1 protein-coding gene is annotated in these 21839 nt (G+C 66.1%); it reads right to left on the reverse strand.

Going from position 1 to position 21839, the window contains the following annotated elements; genetic code table 11:
• Positions 1 to 44: 44 nt before the first annotated feature.
• Positions 45 to 21818: a non-ribosomal peptide synthase/polyketide synthase gene (locus AYK61_RS08315; protein ID WP_121870450.1), complete on the reverse strand. Its 21774-nt coding sequence runs from the start codon at positions 21816 to 21818 to the stop codon at positions 45 to 47.
• Positions 21819 to 21839 lie beyond the last annotated feature (21 nt).

Raw genomic sequence — 21839 nt, forward strand, 5'->3', positions numbered from 1 at the left:
TCCACGGTTGATCGTTCACGCGGTGGTCGGCGTTGCAGTTCGCCTCAGCCTATCGGTCGGCCGGTCCCGATCGGTTCAGGCAGACGGTGCACCGGGGTGCCGTCCGGCATCGCCTCGTGGCGGTCACCGTCGGCCGACACGATGGCGACGAGATCCTCCAGATCGCCGGGTGCCAACTCTTCGACAGCGGTGATCGAATCCTCGGTGAGGAATGCGTGCGTCGCCCATTCCGCGGACACGATCTCGGCGGCGTCCTCGGCCGACTCCGCCTGATCCAGGATCAGGGCCGCGCCTGCCGTCACCGCGACGACACCGGCCAGCACCGCCGCAGCGGTGTCGAAACGCGCGGGAACCGCGAGCCGCGAATCGTATTCGACCGCCCAGTCGGTGACTGCTCTCGCCGCCACTGCCGCGAGGGTTCCGTGGTCGACGACAGTTCCGTCGTTCCCGACCAGTGCCGGACTGTCGGGCCCGAGGACCGCGGTCCGATCGGTGTACGTCACCGGCCGCGAGGAATGGGCCGAGATCGCATCGACGATGTCGGTCCGACCGAGTTGAACCACCGTCATCGACCCGGCCCACGCCGGTACGTCGTCTTCGTCGAGAACCGCAACCGACGCGCCCGTCCGCTCGACCCACGCAGGCGCGGCGTCCGAATCTGCCGGATCGACGGGAGCGAGAGCTGCTCCCGCCTTTGCGACCGCCCAACGCGTCACGACGGCCTGGACCCCGTCCGAGACTGCGACAGCGACGACGACGCCGGGCCCGACACCCTTGTCGATCAACAGGCGGGCCAGACGCGACGAGCGCTCGTCGAGCTCACGATAGGTCGTCTCGGCACCGCCCGAGGACAGTGCGGGCGCATCGGGATCGGTGTCGACCGCGGTGGTGAGCACCTGGGGCAGAGTCAGATCCGATCGAACCGGCGCCGCAACGGGATCCGCAGTCTCTCGGGCGTCGGACAGCACCGCTCGCTCGGCGGCATCGAGTACATCGATGTCTCCGACGATCACAGACGGTGTTGCCGCCACGGCCTCGGCGATACGAGTGAATCGTGCTGCCAGCGATGCCACGGTGGACTCGTCGAAGATGTCGGCGGCGTACACCCACTCCACGATCAGAGTTCCGGTTCCCGACTCCCCTTCGGCGTGCTGTGTCTCCACCGTCACCTGCAGGTCGAACTTCGCCGTCGGTTCGAAGCCGCTCACGGGTTCGACCACCAGGTTCGGCAGTTCGAAGCGCGCATCGCCGTGTGGTTCGACCGACAGGACGGTCTGGAACAGCGGGGTGTACCCGGTATGTCGGTCCGGGGCGATGGCGTCGACCACTCGCTCGAACGGTACGTCGGAGTTGGCGAAGGCACGAAGATCGTTCTCGCGCAGCGTCTTCAGCAGCTCGCCGAACGTGGCGTCCGGGTCCACGTTCGTCCGCAACGCCAGTGTGTTGACGAACATGCCGACAAGCCCGTCGAGCTGTTCGTGCCCGCGCCCGGCGATGGGTGTGCCGACCGCGAAGTCGCGGGAACCACTCATTCTCGACAACAACACACCGAGTACCGCGTGCAACACCATGAACAGGGTGGCGTTGTTCTCGCGCGCGATGGCGACCAGTCCGGAGTGGGTCGATTCGTCGAGCCGAGTACTCAGACCGGCCCCGCGCAGTGTCGCGGTGGCAGGCCGAGGTCGGTCCCACGGCAGCGAAACGACCGGGGTGATACCGGCCAGTTCGTCCGCCCAGAATGCCAACTGCTCGGACAGTATCGAGCTGGGATCGCTGTCCGAGCCCAGCACCTGCCGCTGCCATACGGCGAAGTCGGCGTACTGCACCGTCAGCGGTTCGGGACTGTAGGCATTTCCCGAGGCTGCCGCTAGGTAGGCGGTCATGACGTCGCGGGCCAGGGGCGTCATGGAAGCGCCGTCGCCACTGATGTGGTGCATGACGATGACGAACACGTGGTCGTCCGGGCCGGCGCGGAACAGGGCTCCGCGGATCGGTGGTGCCACGGTGACGTCGAAGCCGCCGTGGATCATCGCGCGAATACGATCGGCGGTGTCGGCATCGCTCGGAGCGTCGATGGGGGTCAGGTCGGGAACGGCACCCTCGACGTCCAGGATCTCCTGGTAGGGCGAACCGTCGGTGCTCTCCGGATACCGGGTACGAAGCGACTCGTGGCGTTCCACTGTCGACGTCACCGCGGCCTGCAGCGCAGCGACATCCAGTTCACCTCGAAGACGCAGGGCCAACGGCATGTTGTACGCCCCGGAATCGGGGTCGAGTCGGTTGAGCACCCACATGCGCTGCTGGGCGAGCGAGAGCGGAACCTGTCCGCCTGGTGCCCGTCGCCGCAACGGCACGTCGTTGGCGTCGTCGATACGCGACTCGGCCCGAGCTGCGAGCGCGGCAACGGTCGAGGCCTCGAACAAATCTCGAACACCGACCTTCTTGCCGAGCGCCGACGCGACGCGTGCGGCAACTCGGGTCGCGATGAGCGAGTTGCCGCCCAGATCGAAGAAATCGTCGTCCGATCCGACGCGCTGCACGCCGAGCAGTTCGGCGAAGATCTGCGCGACCGTCTCCTCGATCGGAGTTGCAGGAGCACGGAACGCCTTGACCTCGAACACCGGTTCCGGCAATGCTTTTCGGTCCAGCTTGCCGCTCGTGTTGAGCGGGAACTCCGAGAGCACCATCACCGTGGACGGCACCATGTACGCCGGTAGAGCGCCGCCGACGAACGTGCGCACCTCGGCCGGGTCCAGCGTTCGGCCCGGCCCCGGAACGACGTAGCCCACGAGCTGATCTCCGGCACTTGTCGTCGCGACCACCGCGGTGGCCTGATTCACGTCGGGATGAGTCAACAGCGCGGTCTCGATCTCGCCGAGTTCTATGCGCTGGCCACGGAACTTGACCTGGAAGTCGGTGCGTCCGATGTACTCGAGCACCCCGACCGTTTCCTGGCCCGGACGCCATCTGACCAGGTCACCGGTGCGATACATCCGGTCACCGTTCGTCGCGAACGGGTTGGCCACGAATCGATCCATCGTCAGGTCGACGCGGCCGAGGTAGCCGTCGGCGAGCTGGGTGCCCGCCAGATACAGCTCACCCGCGGTTCCTGCTGCCACGGGGTGCAGTCGCCCGTCGAGGACGTAGGCCTGGGTGTTCCACTCCGGCGCACCGATCGGAACCGTCGAGACATCCCCCGGCTCGGTTTCCCAGAACGTCACTGTCACAGCGGCTTCCGTCGGCCCGTACAGATTGTGGATGCCGGCCGAGCTGATCGCTCGGAAATCGACCACCGTTTCCGGCGGGAACGCTTCGCCGACCACGAACACGTGCCGAAGCGAACGGCACTGATCCGCTGTGGCGTACGCGGCGAACACCGTGAGCATCGACGGTACGAAATCGGTGACGGTCACGCCGTGCCGAGCGATCCGATCGGCGACGTACGCGGGATCGCGGTGGCCGTCCGGTGTGGCCAGAACAACCGTCGCACCGACCCAGAGCGGGAGGAAGAATCCCCACAGCGACACGTCGAAAGTCGTGGCGGTCTTCTGCAAGTAGACATCGTTCGCATCGAGCGAGTACTGCTGCACCATCCAAGCCATCTCGTTGACGACGGCACGGTGCGAGACCGCGACGCCCTTGGGTCGTCCGGTCGAGCCCGAGGTGAAGATGACGTAGGCGGTGTTTCCCGGGCGCACCGGTGCCAGTCGATCGGCGTCGGTCACGGCACCGGTCGAGTGGACGGTGAGGTCGACAGTGTCGAGCTCGAGAATCGGGAAACGTTCCGGTAGACCCGTCCGATCACGACCGGTGGAGAGCACCACTACCGGCTTCGCGGTGTCGAGGATGTACTCGATCCGATCCGAGGGGTGGTCCGGATCGATGGGCACGTAGGCACCACCGGCTTCGAGGACGGCGTAGATGCCGACCATGAGGTCGATTCCGCGCCGCATCCCGAGCGCGACGAGCGACTGCGGACCCACACCGAGAGACACCAGGTGTCGCGCGAGGCAATTCACTCGATCCGAGAACTCCGCATACGTGACGGTCGTGTCCTCGAACACCACTGCCGGCGCATCGGGGTTCGCGGCCACTCGGGCCCGGAACTGCTCGGTCAGCATGACGCCTGCGTCGACCTCGTGCGCGGTGTCGTTCCAGGTCTCGATCACTCGGGTTCGTTCTGCTGCCCCGAGTAGATCGATGTCGCCGACCGCGGCTGTCGTGTCGGATACGAAGGTCTCGAGTATGCCGATGAGGCGTGCCAGCACGGAGTCGATGTACGCGGGATCGAACAGATCGCTGATGTACTTGAGCGTGAACGAGATTCGGTCCTCGGCCACGACGAGCAACGTCAACGGATAGTGGGTGTTGTCGTTGGAGCTCACGCCCTCGACGGTCATACCGTCGATGGCCGCGGCCTGTTGCGTCAGTTGCGCTTCGTCCACCGGGTAGGACTCGAAAATGGTCAGGGTGTCGAACAGATTTCCGACGCCGATCGCCCGCTGGATGTCGACCAGCCCCATGTGGTGATGGTCGAGAAGATCGGCTTGCTCACCCTGGATCCGGCCGAGGTACGTCTCCACCGTCTCCGCCGGGTCGAATCGCACTCGGACCGGAATGGTGTTGATGAACAGCCCGATCATCGACTCCACGCCCGGCAGACCTGCGGGGCGACCGGATACCGTTGCACCGAACACGACGTCGGTTCGCCCGGTGATGTGAGCGACCAGCAGACCGTACGCCGCCTGCACCAGAGTGTTGACGGTGACGCCGAGCCGGCCACCGAGCGCCACGAGCGCCGCCGTCGTCTCGACATCGGTCGACTTCTCCGCCTCGGCCGATCTCGACGAGATCTCTCGACCGACGCTCGGCGGAGCGACGAAGGTCGGTTCCTCGACACCGTCCAGTGCCCGGGTCCACGCGCTCAGAGACGCGGCCGGGTCCTGTTGATCGAGCCACGCCAGGTACGAGCGATACGACCGCACCCGAGGCAGCGCCGTCGTGGAGCTCTGCGCGGCGTACAGGTACAGCAATTCCTTCATCACCAGCGGCAACGACCAGCCGTCGAGCAACACGTGATGATTGGTCATCGCGAGCTTGTACGTGGTCGGCGTGATCCTGACGAGCAGGAATCGCAGCAGGGGTGCGGTGGAGACGTCGAAGTGTCGACGCTGATCCGCGGCCAGTGCATCGGCGACGGCGGCGTCGAGTTCGGGCCCGTCGAGATGAGACAGATCGATCGTGTTCCAGGGCAGACGAACGTTCTGCTGGACGATCTGCACCGTCTCGCCGTCCGCGGTCGCGGTGAAGGACGTCCGTAGATTGTCGTACCGGTCCAGGAGTGTCTGCGCCGCGCGGTGCAGTCGATCGTCGTCGACGTCGCCTGCGAGGTCGAGCACCACCTGCATCGTGTAGACGTCGATCGACGCGTCTGCGAACAGTGCGTGGAAGAGCAGTCCCTGCTGCAGCGGCGACAGCGACCAGATGTCCGTCAGCTCCGGGTACCGCGTCTCGAAGGACGAGATGTCGGGTTGTGAGAGCCGCACCAGCGGCACGTCGGACGGCGTCAAACCACCCGAGCCGGGGGCGTCGGCATGCGCCGCGAGCGCGGTCAACGCGTCCGACCACAGCTGCGCGAGCCGCTCGACGGTCGCCTCGGTCACCGCCCCGGTCGGGAATGCGAACGAGGCGCTCAGTACGCCGCCGTCGTCGGTGTCGAGGACGATGGCGTTGATGTCGACGGTCTTGTTGGCCGCCATGTCGGCGTCACCGGCCGCCGACAGCTCGTTGTCCGCTGCGGGTAGCCATCCGAGCGACTTCATCTCGTCCGACACCTCGCCGGTGTTGACGCGTCCGAGGTAGTTGAAGCTGATCTGGCCGGTGCCGAGTTCCGCCAGTTCCGCAGCGGTCTCGGAGTTCAGGTAGCGGAGCAGTCCCCAGCCCATGCCTCGCTCGGGCAGCGCCAGCATCTGCTCCTTGACGGCCTTGACGGCATCGCCGAGCTGCGGCCCACCGGTGAATGCGGCATCGACGTCGATACCGGTCAGATCGAGGCGCACCGGGAACAAGCTGGTCAGCCATCCGACTGTGCGTCCCAGATCGGCTCCCGGCACCACCGCTTCCTCGCGGCCGTGCCCTTCGAGCTGCACCAGCGTGGCCGGTGCCGAGATTCCTTGCCCCGCACGCAGTTTCGTGACCGCGAGCGCCAAACCGGCGAGCAACCCGTCGGCGACGCCACCGCGGAAGATCTCCGGCACTGTCGTCAACAGGCTGCGCGTGACCTCGGGTGTCAGCTCGACATCGACCCTGCCGAGGGTGGCAACGACGTCGCGTGCAGGATCGAAGGGGCGGTCGCCGAGAACGGGGTCCTCGGTGTCGGCGATCCGCCGCCACATCGGCAGTTCCTCCAGGCGCGCCTGGCTCGACGCGGCATCGACCAACGCATGCGTCCACCGCCGCATCGACGTTCCCACCTCGGGAAGAGTCGCGGCCGCTCCCGCGGACAACTGCGCCCACGCGGAGACGAAGTCGGGGATCAGGATTCGCCAGGACACTCCATCGATCACGAGGTGGTGGGCGATGACGGAGAGCGTGCCTGCTTCGGTTGGACCGCGATCGACCCAGACGAAGGCCAGCATGCGCCCGGCCGTGGGGTCGAGGGTTCCGACAGCGGAATCGAATGCCGTTGCAGCGGAATCCGTGTCGGCCTCGGTCAGCATCGACCCCGCATCGACACTCCCTGGTGCCGCCGCGTCGAGCCCCCACCCGCGGTCGTCGTGGACCAGGGTGGAGCGCACCACGTCGTGCCGATCGATCACGGCGTTCAGCGTCGCGAGAATTCCGGCTCGGTCTATGCCGATGGGCAGTTCGAGCGTGACGGCCTGGTGGAAGCGCGACCAGCCTCCACCGCGCTCGATCAGTGCAACACCGAACGGCGGCAACGGCATCCAGCCGACTCCCCCGCCGTCGAGTTCCTCGAGCACAACGGCGTCGCTGCCTTCACCGACGGTCACCGCGATTTCGGCGAGACCTGCGACGGTCTTGCGCTCGAACACATCTCGTGGTCCGAACTGGATTCCCCGTGCCTTGGCACGCGAGACCAGCTGGATGGAGACGATACTGTCGCCCCCGAGCGCGAAGAACGAATCATCGACGCCGACGGTGTCGAGCCCGAGCACGTCCGCGAAGACCTCCGCGATGATGCGTTCGGTATCGGTACTGGCCGTGCGATACTCGGCGTCGCTGCCGAATTCGGGTTCGGGTAGCGCTCGTCGGTCGAGCTTGCCGTTCGGGCCGAGCGGCAAGCCATCGAGAACCACGAGACCGGCGGGAACCATGTACTCGGGCACCGATGCGGCGACGGCGGCGGTGACCGTGTCGGTATCGATCGTCGCCCCGGCGGCGGGCACGAGGTAGCCCACGAGAATTTCACCGGACGACGGGGTCTGCCGAACCAGCACCACGGCCTGATCCACGGACGGGTGTGCCGTCAGGGCGGCCTCGATCTCACCCAGTTCTATGCGAAGTCCGCGCAGCTTGACCTGGAAGTCGGTGCGGCCGAGGTATTCCAGCTCACCGTCGGCGTTCCACCGAACGAGGTCTCCGGTGCGGTACATCCTCGAGCCTGCAGTGCCGTGCGGGTCGGCGACGAATCGGTCGGCGGTGAGATCCGCTCGCCCCAGATATCCACGGGCGAGTTGAACTCCGGCGAGATACAGCTCCCCGGGTACCCCGACCGGGACCGGGTGCAGGCGTGCATCGAGCACGGTGACTCGGGTGTTCCAGACCGGAGCACCGATGGGGACCGACGCGATGTCGGCCGGCACCACGCGGTGGTAGGTGACGTCGACTGCGGCCTCGGTCGGGCCGTACAGGTTGTGCAGTTCGGTGGTCGGCAGTGCAGCGCGCAGGGCCGAGGCAACCGAGGCAGGCAGCGCCTCGCCGGAGGCGAAGACCGCACGCAGTCCCGTGCAGTTCGAGACGCCCTCGGCGGTCGCGAACACCGCGAGCAGCGACGGCACGAAGTGGGCAACGGTGATGCCTCGTTCGGCGACGGTGCTCACCAGATAGATCGGATCCCGATGGCCGTCGGGTTCGGCGATGACGAGTTCGGCACCGATCTGCAACGGCCAGAACAGCTCCCACACCGACACGTCGAACGTGACCGGTGTCTTCTGCAGCACCTTGTCGCTCTCGGTGAGTGAGTACTCCGCCTGCATCCACAGCAATCGGTTGACGATCGACTCGTGGCTCACCGCGACACCCTTGGGTCGACCGGTCGACCCGGACGTGAAGATGACGTAGGCGATGTCGGCGGGCCGCAGCGGTGCGATCCGCTCGGCGTCGGTCATCGGTGCGGCGGACACACCTGTGGTGTCGACGGCGTCGACCAGGATTCGGTTGACGTTCGATCGGAGTGCGGTGCCGTCCCGCTCGGTCGTGAGCAGGACCACCGGTGCCGCGGTGTCGAGGATGTACCCGATGCGCTCGGCGGGCAGATCCGGATCGACCGGCACGTAGGCACCACCTGCGGTCAGCACCGCGTAGACACCCACCAGCATGTCGACCGATCGCCGCATGGCGGTCGCCACGACGGTTTCCGGGCCAACGCCTTCCGAGACGAGAACTCGCGCCAATGCGTTCACGCGGTCCGAGAACTCGCGATAGCTCACCCGTTCGTCGCCGAAGCTCGTCGCGATGTTCTCCGGGCTCGCCGCAACCCGCGATTCGAAGAGAGACACCAGCGTCGCCCCAGCATCCACCTCGTGCCCGGTGGCGTTCCACTCCTCCAGGACGCGGGAGCGCTCACCGTCCTCGAGAATGTCGACGTCACCGACGATGCGATCCGGGTCGTCGACGAGAGTGCCGAGAACGCGCACCAGGCGACGCGCGAGCGCGCTCATGGTCGACTCGTCGAAGAGATCTGTGGCGTAATCGAATTGGACGTCGATACCGGCAGGAGCGCCGGATTCGTCGACGTTCTCCCACAGCGTGACCTGCAGATCGAACTTGGCGAACGCGCTGCCCAGATCGATGCCCTCGACACCGAGCTCGGGCAGCGTCAACGTCTGCCGTTCGAGGTTCTGGAAGGTCAGCATGACCTGGAAGATCGGATGCCTGGCCTGAGACCTGTCCGGTGCCAGCTCGTCGACGAGCCGCTCGAACGGCACGTCGGCGTGCCCGAAGGCACCGAGATCGGCGTCTCGGACGAGCGCCAGCTGCTCGCGCAACGACGCCGCCGGGTTCACCCCGGTACGCAGTGCGAGCGTGTTGACGAACATGCCTACGAGTCCGTCCAGATCGGCGTCTCCTCGGCCTGCCACCGGGGTCCCGATCGTGACGTCGTCGGTTCCCGCCATCGCCGACAGCAAGACGGCCAGGGCGGTGTGCACCACCATGAAGTTGGTGGCATTGGTCGATCGCGCGACGCGGGCGATGTTCGACTGCAGGGCCGCATCGATCGAGAAGTTGTATGCCGCACCGCGATAGGACGCCACGGCGGGCCGGGGACGGTCGGTGGCGAGATCGAGCTGCGCAGGCGCTCCCGCGAGGGCCGAGGTCCAGTACGCCAATTGCGCTGCCAGCGGCGACTCGGGATCGTCCGCCGAGCCGAGGACGTCCCGCTGCCACAACGTGTAGTCCGCGTACTGCACGGCAAGCGGTGCCCACTGCGGGCTCTCCCCCGCTGCGCGGGCCGTGTAGGCGATCATCACGTCCCGGGTCAGCGGCCCCATCGAGAAACCGTCTGCGGCGATGTGGTGCGCCACGAATGCCAGCACGTACTCGGACTCGCTCACTCGCAGAATCCGAACCCGAACCGGAACGGCTCGGGTCACGTCGAATCCGGCCGAGACGAACGTTCGCAGGACCTGCTCCACGGAGTCGGCATCGACGTCGTCGACGGTTACCGTCACCCCCGCCTCGGCAGTACCGAGGACCACCTGACTGCCTCGTCCGTCGACCTCGGGGTACACGGTGCGCAGAATCTCGTGCCGTGCGAGGACATCGCGGACCGCGCTCGACAGAGCATCGACATCGACGTTGCCGGACAACCGAATTGCCACCGGAATGTTGTTCACGGCAGAGGTCGGATCGAACTGGCTCAGGAACCACATGCGCTGCTGCGCCATCGACAGCGGCACCACATCGGGCCGCGGGCGGGCCGTGAGCGCCCGTCGTGCACCGGTGCCCACCTTGGATTCGACGGCACGGGCGAGCGAGAGAACCGTCGGCGATTCGAAGATCGATCGCACCGGCACCTGAGTGTCGAGTGCGGCTCCCAGTCGGGAGACCACCTGAGTCGCGATCAGCGAGTTGCCGCCGAGTGCGAAGAAGTCGTCGTCCAAACCGACCCGTTCCACCGAGAGCACCTCGGCGAACACCGCCGCCACCGCTTCTTCGACCGGGTTGGTCGGTGCGCGGAACTGTGCCGCCTCGAACTGCGGCTCCGGCAACGCTTGTCGGTCCAGCTTCCCGTTGGCGTTGCGGGGCAACGCATCGAGGATCACGAAAGCCGACGGAACCATGTACGAGGGCAACCGGCCGGACAGAGCTGTGCGCAACCTGTCGGAGTCCACCGTGGCACCGACAGCGGGCACGACGTAGGCCACGAGGCGTGCACCGAGTCCGGTGTCGTCGAGCGCAAGCACCGCAACGTCGCCGACCTCGTTCAGCGACCCCAGGGCGGCATCGATATCGCCGAGTTCGATGCGGAATCCACGAATCTTCACCTGGAAGTCGGTCCGGCCGACGTACTCGAGTTCGCCGTCCTTGCGCCAGGTGACCAGGTCGCCGGTGCGGTACAGCCGTCCGCCCGGAGTGAACGGGTCGGCCACGAATCGCTCCGCGGTCAGGTCCGGCCGCGCGACGTAGCCTTCGGCCAGCTGCGCGCCCGCGAGATAGAGCTCGCCTGCTACACCTACCGGTACCGGTGCAAGGCGCGAGTCCAGGACGTAGACCCTGGTGTTCCATTCGGGTCCACCGATGGGCACGGAGGCACCGGTCGTCCGGACGACGCGATGTGCGGTGACCGATACAGCGGCTTCCGTCGGGCCGTACAGATTGTCCAGTCGTGCTTTGGACGCACGCAGTGCGCGGTCTGCGGTCGCGACCGGAAGCGCCTCCCCGATCGCCAGGATTGTCTTCAGGCTCTTCGGAAGTGCTCCCGCCGACGCAGCGACGAGGGCGTCGAGCACGGAGGGCACGGTATGCAGCGTGGTGACCGATCGTTCGGCGATCAGGTCCACCAGATAGGCCGCATCACCCTGTGCACCGGCCTCGGCGATCACCACGGCACCGCCGGAGATCGTGGCCACCCAGAATTCCCAGACCGACAGGTCGAATGTCGCCGCGGTCTTGAGCAGCACCCGGTCGGTACTGTCGAGTCCGTAATGCTCTGACTGCCAGAGCAATTGGTTGACGATCGCGCGGTGGCTCACCGCGACGCCCTTGGGTCGACCGGTAGAACCGGACGTGAAGATGACGTACGCGGTGTTCGTTGCTCGCAGCGGCGAGGTGCGCTCGGCGTCGGTGACAGGCGCATCGGACACCACCGCACTCGAACGGTGCAGCCTGTCGTCGGTGTCGACCGACACGACCGGCACCGTTCCGGTGTCGATGTCGACTCCGGTGGTGCCGAGCACCAGCGCCGGAGCGGCGACCTCGAGGATGTAAGTGTTCCGCTCGGCAGGCTGATCGGGGTCGATCGGCACGTACGCGCCGCCTGCCTTGGTGACCGCGTACATGGCCACCAGCAACTCGACGGATCTGCGGATCGCCAGGGCCACGGTCACCTGCGGGCCGACCCCCGAGGCGATCAGGACCCGCGCCAGCCGGTTGATCCGTGCGTCGAACTCACGGTAGGTCAACGACTCTCGTGCGTCGATCAGTGCAATCGCATCCGGGTCCGCCTGCACCCGGCGGTCGAACAGTGCCGCCAGGGTCAGCTCGGAATCCACCGGGTGCGCGGTGTCGTTCCAGTCGCGCAGAATGGTGCGGCGCTCTGTCGCAGTGAGGACATCGAGGTCCCCGACGACGACCGAGGGGTCGTTCGCCACGGTCCGCAGCACCTCGACGAATCGCTCGACGAAACCGTCGACGGTCGACCGATCGAACAGGTCTGTGGCGTAACTGAATTCGGCTGCCAGCTCGGCCGCCGAACCATCCGGGGCGTACTGGTCCGATATCGACAGCTGCAGATCGGTCTTGGCCGTCGCCGTGTCGGCATCGACCGCACTGACCGTCAAACCGGGGAGCTCGAACGTCGAATCGGCGAGATTCTGGAAGCTCAGGCCGATCTGGAACAACGGGTTGCGGGCGGTCGAGCGGACCGGGTTGAGCACCTCGACGAGGCGCTCGAACGGCACGTCCGCATGCGCGAATGCGGACAGGTCGCGTTCACGCGACTGCGCGAGCAGTTCCTCGAACGTCATCGACGGCTCGACCGTAGACCGGAACACCAACGTGTTGACGAACATGCCGATCATCGGATCGAGGGCACGCTCGCCGCGCCCGGCGATGGGGGTGCCGATGGCGATGTCCTCGGAACCGGAGAGCTTGGCGAGGAACACCGCGAACGCCGAGTGCACCACCATGAACAACGTGGACTGATGTGCGCGTGCGAGTTCGGCGAGACCCTCGTGCAGTCCCGCGTCGACGGTGAAGCGCACCGTATCGCCGCGGAAGCTCTGGCTCGGCGGGCGTGGGCGGTCGGCGGGAAGCGCCAGCTGGTCCGGCAGCTCGGCCAGAGCACGCTTCCAGAACGAGACTTGCTGTGCAGCAACAGAATCAGGATCGGATTCGGAACCGAGCACGTCACGCTGCCACAACGCGAAGTCGACGTACTGCACGGGGAGGGGTTCCCAATCCGGCGCACTACCAGCCGAACGCGCGGTGTACGCAGTCATGATGTCCACTGCCAACGGGCCCATCGAGGCACCGTCCGCCGAGACGTGGTGGACGACGAATGCCAGAACGTACTCGGCATCGGCCACGCGGAACAGTCGTGCGTCGACGGGCACCTCGCTGGTGACGTCGAAGCCGCGTCCGAAGAATTCCCCGACGACCGTCACCACATCGGCCTGCCCACCGGCGGACAGGTCACGGACGGTCAAATCCAGGGCTACCTCGGAGGCCGGAAGTACCTGCTGGTAAGGACCTTCGGGTGAATCGGGGTACTGCGTCCGCAGAGATTCGTGACGTTCGAGAACGTCGAGAACGGCTGTGTGCAACGCCGCGACGTCGAGGTCACCCGACAACCGGACCGCGAACGGGATGTTGTCCACCGACGACGTGGTGTCGAACCGGTTCAGGAACCAGTAGCGCTGCTGGGCCGACGACAGGGGCGGGCGTTCCGGACGCGGCCGCGGTGCCAGTGCCGCCCTGGCACCGGATCCGACGGCCGTCTCCACGTGCGCCGCCAGGGCCGCAACGGTCGAGCTCTCGAACAATGCCCGCACCGGCACCACGGTGTCCAGAGCCGCGCCGAGACGCGACACGACCTGCGTCGCGATCAGTGAGTTACCGCCGAGCGCGAAGAAGTCGTCGTCGAGCCCCACCCGGTCGATACCGAGCACACCGGCGAACACACCGGCGACGGTCTCCTCGACCGCGGTGGTCGGCGCTCTGAACCGACCGGCCTCGAACACCGGGGCAGGTAGGGCGGCCCGGTCGAGCTTGCCCACCGGGGTCAGCGGGATCGCATCGAGAACGACGATGGATGCCGGAATCATGTACCCCGGCAGGGACTTCCCGATGAACGCGGCAAGCTCCTCGACATCGATCACGCTGCCGCGCACGGGAAGAACGTAGGACACGAGAGTGGTGACGCCGGACGGAAGCAGGTGACCTACCGTCACTGCGAAATCGACGCTGGGATCGGCGGCGAGCGCCGAGTCGATCTCGCCGAGCTCGATGCGGAATCCGCGCACCTTCACCTGGAAGTCGGTACGCCCCACGAACTGCAGCTGCAGGTCGTCCGTCCACCGCACCACGTCACCGGTGCGGTACATCCGTGCGCCGTCGATGCCGTACGGGTTGGCCACGAAGCGCTCGGAAGACAGACCGGGCCTACCGAGATAGCCGCGAGCGAGCGCACCGCCCGACAGATAGAGGTCACCCGCGACGCCGGTCGGAACCGGTTCGAGTCGGGAATCGAGGATGAGCACGGACATGCCGTGGATGGGTCGACCGATGGTGATCGGCTCGCCGGACGTCAACTCGGCGAAGCTGGAGATGATCGTCGTCTCGGTCGGTCCGTATCCGTTGAAGTACTTGCGGCCCGGTGCCCATCGGGCGAGCAGTTCGGGAGTGGTCACATCGCCGCCGACCGAGAGCACTTCGAGCGAATCGATCCCGTGCGGGTCCATCGTGCCCAGCACGGCCGGGGTGATGATGGCGTGAGTGACCTTCTCCGCCTTCAGCAGTTCGGCCAACTCGGTGCCGCCGAGAATCGACGCCGGCACGATCACCAATGTTGCGCCGACCGAGAATGCCGCCATCCACTCCAGAACCGACGGATCGAAGTTCGGCGAGCAGACGTGCAGAAAGCGTGAAGGTGGCGAGAGGTGGTACAGATCGGTTGCTGCGTCGAGGACGCCGCCGAGACCGGCGTGCGTGACGACAACGCCCTTCGGCTTGCCGGTCGAGCCCGAGGTGTAGATGAGGTAGGCCGGGTTCTGGAAGGTGACGGGTCGCAGGCGGTCGGCGTCGGTGACCGGCTCGGCAGACCGAGTGCGGACCTCGGCAACGAACTGGTCGTCGTCGACGCTCACCCAGGGCAGATCCTGCTGTCCGGCGGCGAGCTGATCCAAGTGCTCCCGGGTGGTCAGGCCCAGTACGGCCTCGGAGTCCGAGACCATGTGGGCGATGCGATCCTGCGGATACGTGGGATCGACGGGCAGGTGGGCCGCACCGGACTTCGCCACTGCCCATACTGCCAGCACCATGAGGTAGGAGCGTTGAAATCCGACTGCCACAACGGATTCCGGTCCCGCGCCACGTTCGATGAGAACGCGCGCGAGCTGCGAGGAGGTCGCGTCGAGTTCGGCGTAGGAAATCGACCGGCCCTCGTACCTGATGGCGACGGCCGACGGATCGAGGGCGGCTCCGGCCGTGAGGATCTCGGCCAGGGTGCCGCCGGCCAACACGTCGTCACCGTGCACGTGAGTGAGGCGTTCGTACTCGTCGTCGTAGAGGATCGACAGGTCGCCGACCGGAATATCCGGTGTGGCGGCGACCGCGTCGAGCAACCAACGGAATCGGCGCGAGAACACTTCGATCGTGTTCTCGTCGAACAGATCTCTCGCATAGACGAAGCTGGCCGCAAGGCCGGTTCCGTCGGGCTTCTCGTGCAGGGTCAACGACAGGTCGAACTTTGCGGTGTCGACCTCGACGTCCACGGCCGAGACCGTCAGTCCCGGAAGCTCGAAGTGGCTCGGCGGGAGATTCTCGAAGGCGATCGCCACCTGGAACAGCGGATGACGGGCCGTCGACCGTTCGGGCTCGAGCAGATCGACGAGCCGCTCGAACGGAATGTCCGCGTGCGCGAACGCCTCCAGGTCGACGTCACGAACCTGTGCCAGCAGCTCGGTGAATCCTCGGCTTCGGTCGACTTTCGTTCGCAGCACCAAGGTGTTGACGAACATGCCGATCACATCGTCGAGTACTGCCTCGCCTCGGCCGGCTACGGCGGTACCCACAGCGACGTCGTCGGAGGTCGACATTCGCGCCAGGAACAGGGCGAGGGCGCTGTGGACGACCATGAACAACGTGGTTCCGGTCGACTTGGCGAGCCCGACCAGCGCCGCGTGCACATCGGTATCGATGTCGAACTGGAATCGCCCGCCCTCGTAGGACTGCACGGCCGGACGCGGCCGGTCGTACGGCAACGTCAGCTCACTCGGCAGGTCCGCCAGTGCAGTGCGCCAGTAGTCGGCCTGCGTTGCCATCAGGCTGCCCGGTTCGGTGTCGTCCCCCAGAACTTCGCGCTGCCACACGGCGAAGTCGGCGTATTGAACCGCCAGCGGTGTCCACGCGGGAGAGTCTCCGGCCAATCGGGCCACATACGCAGTCATGACGTCGCGGGTCAACGGCCCCATCGACCAACCGTCGGCACTGATGTGGTGTACCACGAACACGAGCACGTACTCGTCGTCCGAGATTCGAAACAGCTTGGCGCGCAACGGAGCCGACTCCGTCACGTCGAAGCCCTCGGATGCGAACACGATGAGGTCGCCGATCACCTGTTCCGCCGAGGAGGCGGTCGGGGTCAGGTCCGGTGCGACCGACGCGGCGGGCAGCACCACCTGATGCCCGGTGCCGTCCACGCTCGGGTACACGGTGCGCAGCGCTTCGTGTCGGTCGAGGACATCGGTGACGGCGGACTGCAGCGCCGACACGTTCAGCGCACCGGAGAGCCGAATAGCCACCGGGATGTTGTTCACGGCAGATTCGGGCTCGAATCGGTTCAGGAACCACATCCGCTGCTGCGCGAGCGACAGCGGGATCTGATCGGGGCGCTCCTGTGGCACCAACGGTGCCGAGGCACCTGTTCCGACATGGCTTTCCAATGCTGCCGCCAGGGCCGCAACGGTACTGGCCTCGAACATCACCCGGACGGGCACGGTCGTCCGCAATTCGGTACCCAGCCGCGAGGCGACCCGAGTTGCGACGAGCGAGTTTCCGCCGAGGGCGAAGAAGTCGTCGTCGACGCCGATGCGGTCGATGCCGAGAACGGCAGCGAACACCTCTCCGACGATCTCCTCCAGAGGATTCGACGGAGCTCTGTACTCGGTTGCCTCGAAGTGCGGATCCGGCAGCGATTTTCGATCGAGCTTGCCACTCGCACCGAGCGGGAACTCGGCCAGTTCGACAAGTGCGGCCGGAATCATGTACTCGGCCAACCGTTCACGCAGCGCCCCGAGGACCTGGCTGTGGTCGACCGATCCGTCGGCGGGAACGACGTAGCCCACCAACTGGTCTCGGCGGACCACCACCACCGCTTGCGCGATGCCGGACAGTTCCAGCAATGCCGATTCGATCTCGCCTAGTTCGATGCGCAGTCCGCGCAGCTTCACCTGGAAATCCGACCGACCCACGTATTCCAACTCACCACCGGGAAGCCACCGCACCACATCACCGGTCCGGTACATCCGGGAACCGTCGGGCCCGAACGGGTCTGCGACGAAGCGGTCCGCGGTCAGATCCGGGCGGCTCACGTAGCCGCGGGCCAGCTGCGTACCAGCGAGATAGAGCTCGCCGGTCACCCCTGCAGGTACCGGAACCAGGTGCGAGTCGAGCACGTACACCGAGGTGTTCCACACCGGCGCACCGATGGGCATCACGGCCGAATCCTCGTCCGTGACAGCGTGATAGGTCACGTCGACGGCAGCCTCGGTGGGGCCGTACAGGTTGTGAAGCGACAACTGCGACAGGGCGGTACGCAACGCATGCGCCGTCGTGGGGGGAAGTGCTTCGCCCGAGGCGAAGACCAGGCGAAGCGATTCGGCAGCGTGCGGTGCGCGCCGAGCTTCCGGTACGAACACCGACATCATCGACGGCACGAAATGCACCACCGACACATGCTCACGAGCAATGACATCGAGCAGATACATCGCATCCCGATGACCATCCGGAACAGCGACAGCCACCGACGCACCGTTCTGCAACGCCCAGAAGAACTCCCACACCGACACATCGAACGTCGACGGAGTCTTCTGCAACACCACATCCCCGGCGCTCAACCCGTACTCGTGCTGCATCCACAACAACCGATTGACGATCGCCTCGTGCGAGACCCCCACACCCTTGGGACGACCCGTCGACCCCGACGTGAAAATCACGTACGCAACATTCGAAGACCGCAACGGCGCTGCGCGATCGGCATCGGTCAACGGCGTCGCAGACAGACCCGACACATCCAGAGTGTCGATATCGATCGTCTCGACACCCGCGAACTCCACATGATCACGCGTCGTCGACAACACCCGAACCGGCGCGGCCGTCGCCACGATGTACTCGTTCCGATCCGCCGGCTGCGTCGGATCGATCGGCACATACCCCGCACCGGCCTTCACGATCGCATACATACCCACGAACAGATCCAGACTACGTCCGATCGCAAGCCCCACCAGCGAATCAGGCCCCACACCCGTCGACACCAGATGCCGCGCAAGACGATTGGCTCGCGCCGCGAACTCCGCATACGTCAACCGCTCACCCTCGAACACCAACGCCTGCGCATCAGGAGTCTCGGCCACCTGACGATCGAACAGATCGACCAGCGTTGTACCCGAATCGATCTCGGACACCGCTCCATCACCGAGCGCGAGAACCGAAGTACGCTCGGCCGGGTCGAGCAGGTGGATGTCACCGATCACCGCCGTCGGCGAGTCGGTGACCGCAGTGAGGATCCGCTCGAACCGCCGACCGAATTCGGCCATCGTGGATTCGTCGAAGAGGTCGGCGGCATAGGTCAGTGCCACGGTCAGACCCGACGGCTCACCTTCTGCGGCAATCGAATTCCACAACGTCACCTGCAGGTCGAACTTCGCCAGATCCGCCTCGTAGTCGAGTGCGGCAACGCGAAGACCCGGGATCTCCACCGAGGTCTGATCGAGATTCTGGAACGTGAGCATCACCTGGAAGAGCGGATGCCGGGCCTGCGACCGCGCGGGAGCCAACGCGTCGACCAGCTTCTCGAACGGCACGTCGGCGTGCGAGAACGCCGCGAGGTCGACGCCCCTCACCTCACGCAGGAAGTCCTCGAACGTCGCGTCCGATTCGACGGCGGTGCGCAGAACCAGGGTGTTGACGAACATTCCGATGACGTTGTCGAGGACTGCGTCACCACGTCCGGCCACAGGTGTGCCGATCGAGATGTCCTCGCTGGAGGACAGTTTGGCGAGCAGAGTCGCCAGTGCGGCGTGCACGACCATGAAGGTCGTCGCGCCATGTGCGCGGCCGAGTTTCTCGAGCGCGAGAACCAGATCTGCATCGATCTCGAACTTGTACGTTCCACCTCGGGTCGAGGCGACGGCAGGACGTGGCCGGTCGGTGGGCAGTTCCAGTTGATCGGGCGCTCCGCCGAGGCGTCCGCGCCAGTACTCCTGCTGAGCCGAGAGCACCGACTCGGGATCGTCCTCGTTGCCGAGAACCTTTCTCTGCCATAGCGTGAAGTCGGCGTACTGCACCTCGAGCGGAGTCCACTGCGGGGCCTGCCCGTTCGAGCGGGCAACGTAGGCCGTCACCACGTCACGCGTGAGCGGACCCATGGAGAACCCGTCGGCGGCGATGTGATGGACAACGAACGCGAGCACGTGCTCGGTATCCGACAACGCGAGCAGCAAGGTCCGGAAGGGCAGCTGAACCGACAGGTCGAACGGGCGGAGAGCGAACTCGAGCAGGGTGGCGGGAAGCTCTGCTTCTTCCGCGGCCGAGATCTCCAATTCGACTGTTGCCGAATCGGATCGGAGTACATGCTGGTAGCCGACACCGTCGCGGTCCGGGAACACCGTGCGCAGCGACTCGTGCCGATCGAGAACGTCGGCGAGCGCGGCACGCAGCGCCGTGAGGTCGAGCGCCCCGGACAGGGTCAGTGCCACCGGGATGTTGTTCACTGCAGATTCGGGCTCGAATCTGTTGAGGAACCACATGCGCTGCTGAGCCAGCGACAGAGGGACGTGGTCGTGATCCGGCTGCGCCGTCAACGGAATACGGTGGCCGGTCGAATCCGACGCGTCCACGGCCGCAGCGAGTTCGGCAACGGTCGGGGCGTCGAAGAATGCACGTACGTCGACGGCCGAACCGCGTTCGGCGTTGACCCGCGCGATCACGCGGGTCGCGTTCAGAGAGTTGCCGCCGAGTGTGAAGAAGTCGTCGTCGACGCCGATGCGATCGATGCCGAGCACGGTCTCGAAGATCGAGACCAGTGCCGACTCGGTGTCCGTGCTCGGTGCGCGGTATTCCCGCGCCAGGGACGCGAAATCGGGCGCGAGCAATGCCTTTCGATCGAGCTTTCCGCTGGCACCCAGCGGAAACTCGTCCAGGACGACGAACACCGACGGCACCATGTACTCCGGCATGCGCCGTCGCACCGCGTCCGCGAGGCCGTCGTGATCGATATCGGGATCGGTGCTGACGACGTATCCGACGAGCTGTTGTTCCGACTGCTCGGACGAATGGAGCAGCACAGCCGCCTGAGTCACCTCGGGCTCGGCGAGCAGAGCCGATTCGATTTCGCCCAGTTCGATGCGCAGGCCACGTAGCTTGACCTGGAAGTCGGTGCGCCCGATGTACTCGATGAGGCCGTCGGCGCGTCGGCGCACCAGGTCGCCGGTGCGGTACATGCGGTCGCCCGGCTCACCGAACGGGTCGGCCACGAACCGGTCGGCGGTCAGGTCGGTGCGTCCGAGGTATCCGCGAGCGAGCTGCACGCCCGCCAGATAGAGCTCACCCTCGACTCCACGGGGCGATCGCCGCAGTCCTTCGTCTAGCACGTACAGATCGGTGTCGTCGACAGCAGCGCCGATGGGAACCGAGGCTTCTTCCACCTGCTGGGTTCGGTAGTACGTGACGTCGACGGCCGCTTCGGTGGGACCGTAGAGGTTGTGCAGTTCCGCGTTCGAGATCGAGTGGAACGCGTTGACGGTGCGCGCCGGGAGCGCCTCACCGGAAGCGAACACCATTCGGAGCGAATCAGCCTGGGCAGCAGTGGGTTCGGCGACGTACACCGAGAGCATGGACGGCACGAAGTGCGTCACACTCACGCTGCGCTCGCCGATGACGCGGGCGAGGTAGGCGGGGTCGCGGTGGCCCTCGGGCTCGGCGATCACGAGCGTGGCACCGATCTGCAACGGCCAGAAGAACTCCCACACCGATACGTCGAACGTGAACGGAGTCTTCTGCAACACGACGTCGGCAGCACTCATCGAGTACTCCCGCTGACGCCAGGAGATGTTGGCGACGATGGCCCGGTGGCTCACCGCCACGCCCTTCGGGCGTCCCGTCGAACCGGAGGTGAAGATGACGTAGGCGAGGTCGTCCTCGGTCAGGGCGGAGAGCCGATCCGCATCGGTGATCCGTCCTCCCGGCACATCGGTCAGGTCGAGCTCGTCGACGAGAACGGTGGCGGTGCCCTCGGGCAACTGCGGTATGTCGTTCGTGGTCGTCAAAACCAGGACAGGTGTCGCGATGTCGAGAACGTAGCCGAGTCGGTCGACCGGATGATCCGGGTCCAACGGCACGTAGGCTCCGCCTGCTGCGGAGACGGCGTACATGCCCACCAGCAGATCGAAGGATCGGCGGATCGACAGTCCCACCGCTGAATCGGGGCCGACTCCCCGTGCGATCAGCACGCGGGCTAGACGCTCCACCGAGGCGGCGAACTCGGCGTAGGTTCGCGTGTCGTCGCCGAAGACGAGGGCAGGTGCGTCCGGGGTGCGCTCGGCCTGATCGGCGAACAGCGCGTACAGCGTGGCGGCTTCGGGATGGGCGGAGCTCGACGTCGACTCGTCGTCGCCGAGAACCGACACCGCATCCGCGACGACGGTGGACACGACCGCGTCCAGACCACCCTCGGTGGCCTCGATGAGGCCTGCAAGCGTGTTGGACAACACGACCGGAACCAGCGCGTCGGGGCCGAGGACGCCCCCCATGGCCGCATCGAGGCTGGTGATCTCCTCGTCCAGGCGGGCGTAGGTCAGTTCCGTACCGAGGTGCGTGAGAGCTACGCGGTCGGGTTCGACCGCTGCGACGCTCCGAACCAAGCGCGGAAGGTCCTCGACCGTCAGAGCTGCATCGCTTCGACGTCCTACCGCCATCTACCTTTTCCTCCTGATCGA

It is taken from the genome of Rhodococcus sp. SBT000017, assembly GCF_003688915.1.
Taxonomy (GTDB): domain Bacteria; phylum Actinomycetota; class Actinomycetes; order Mycobacteriales; family Mycobacteriaceae; genus Rhodococcoides.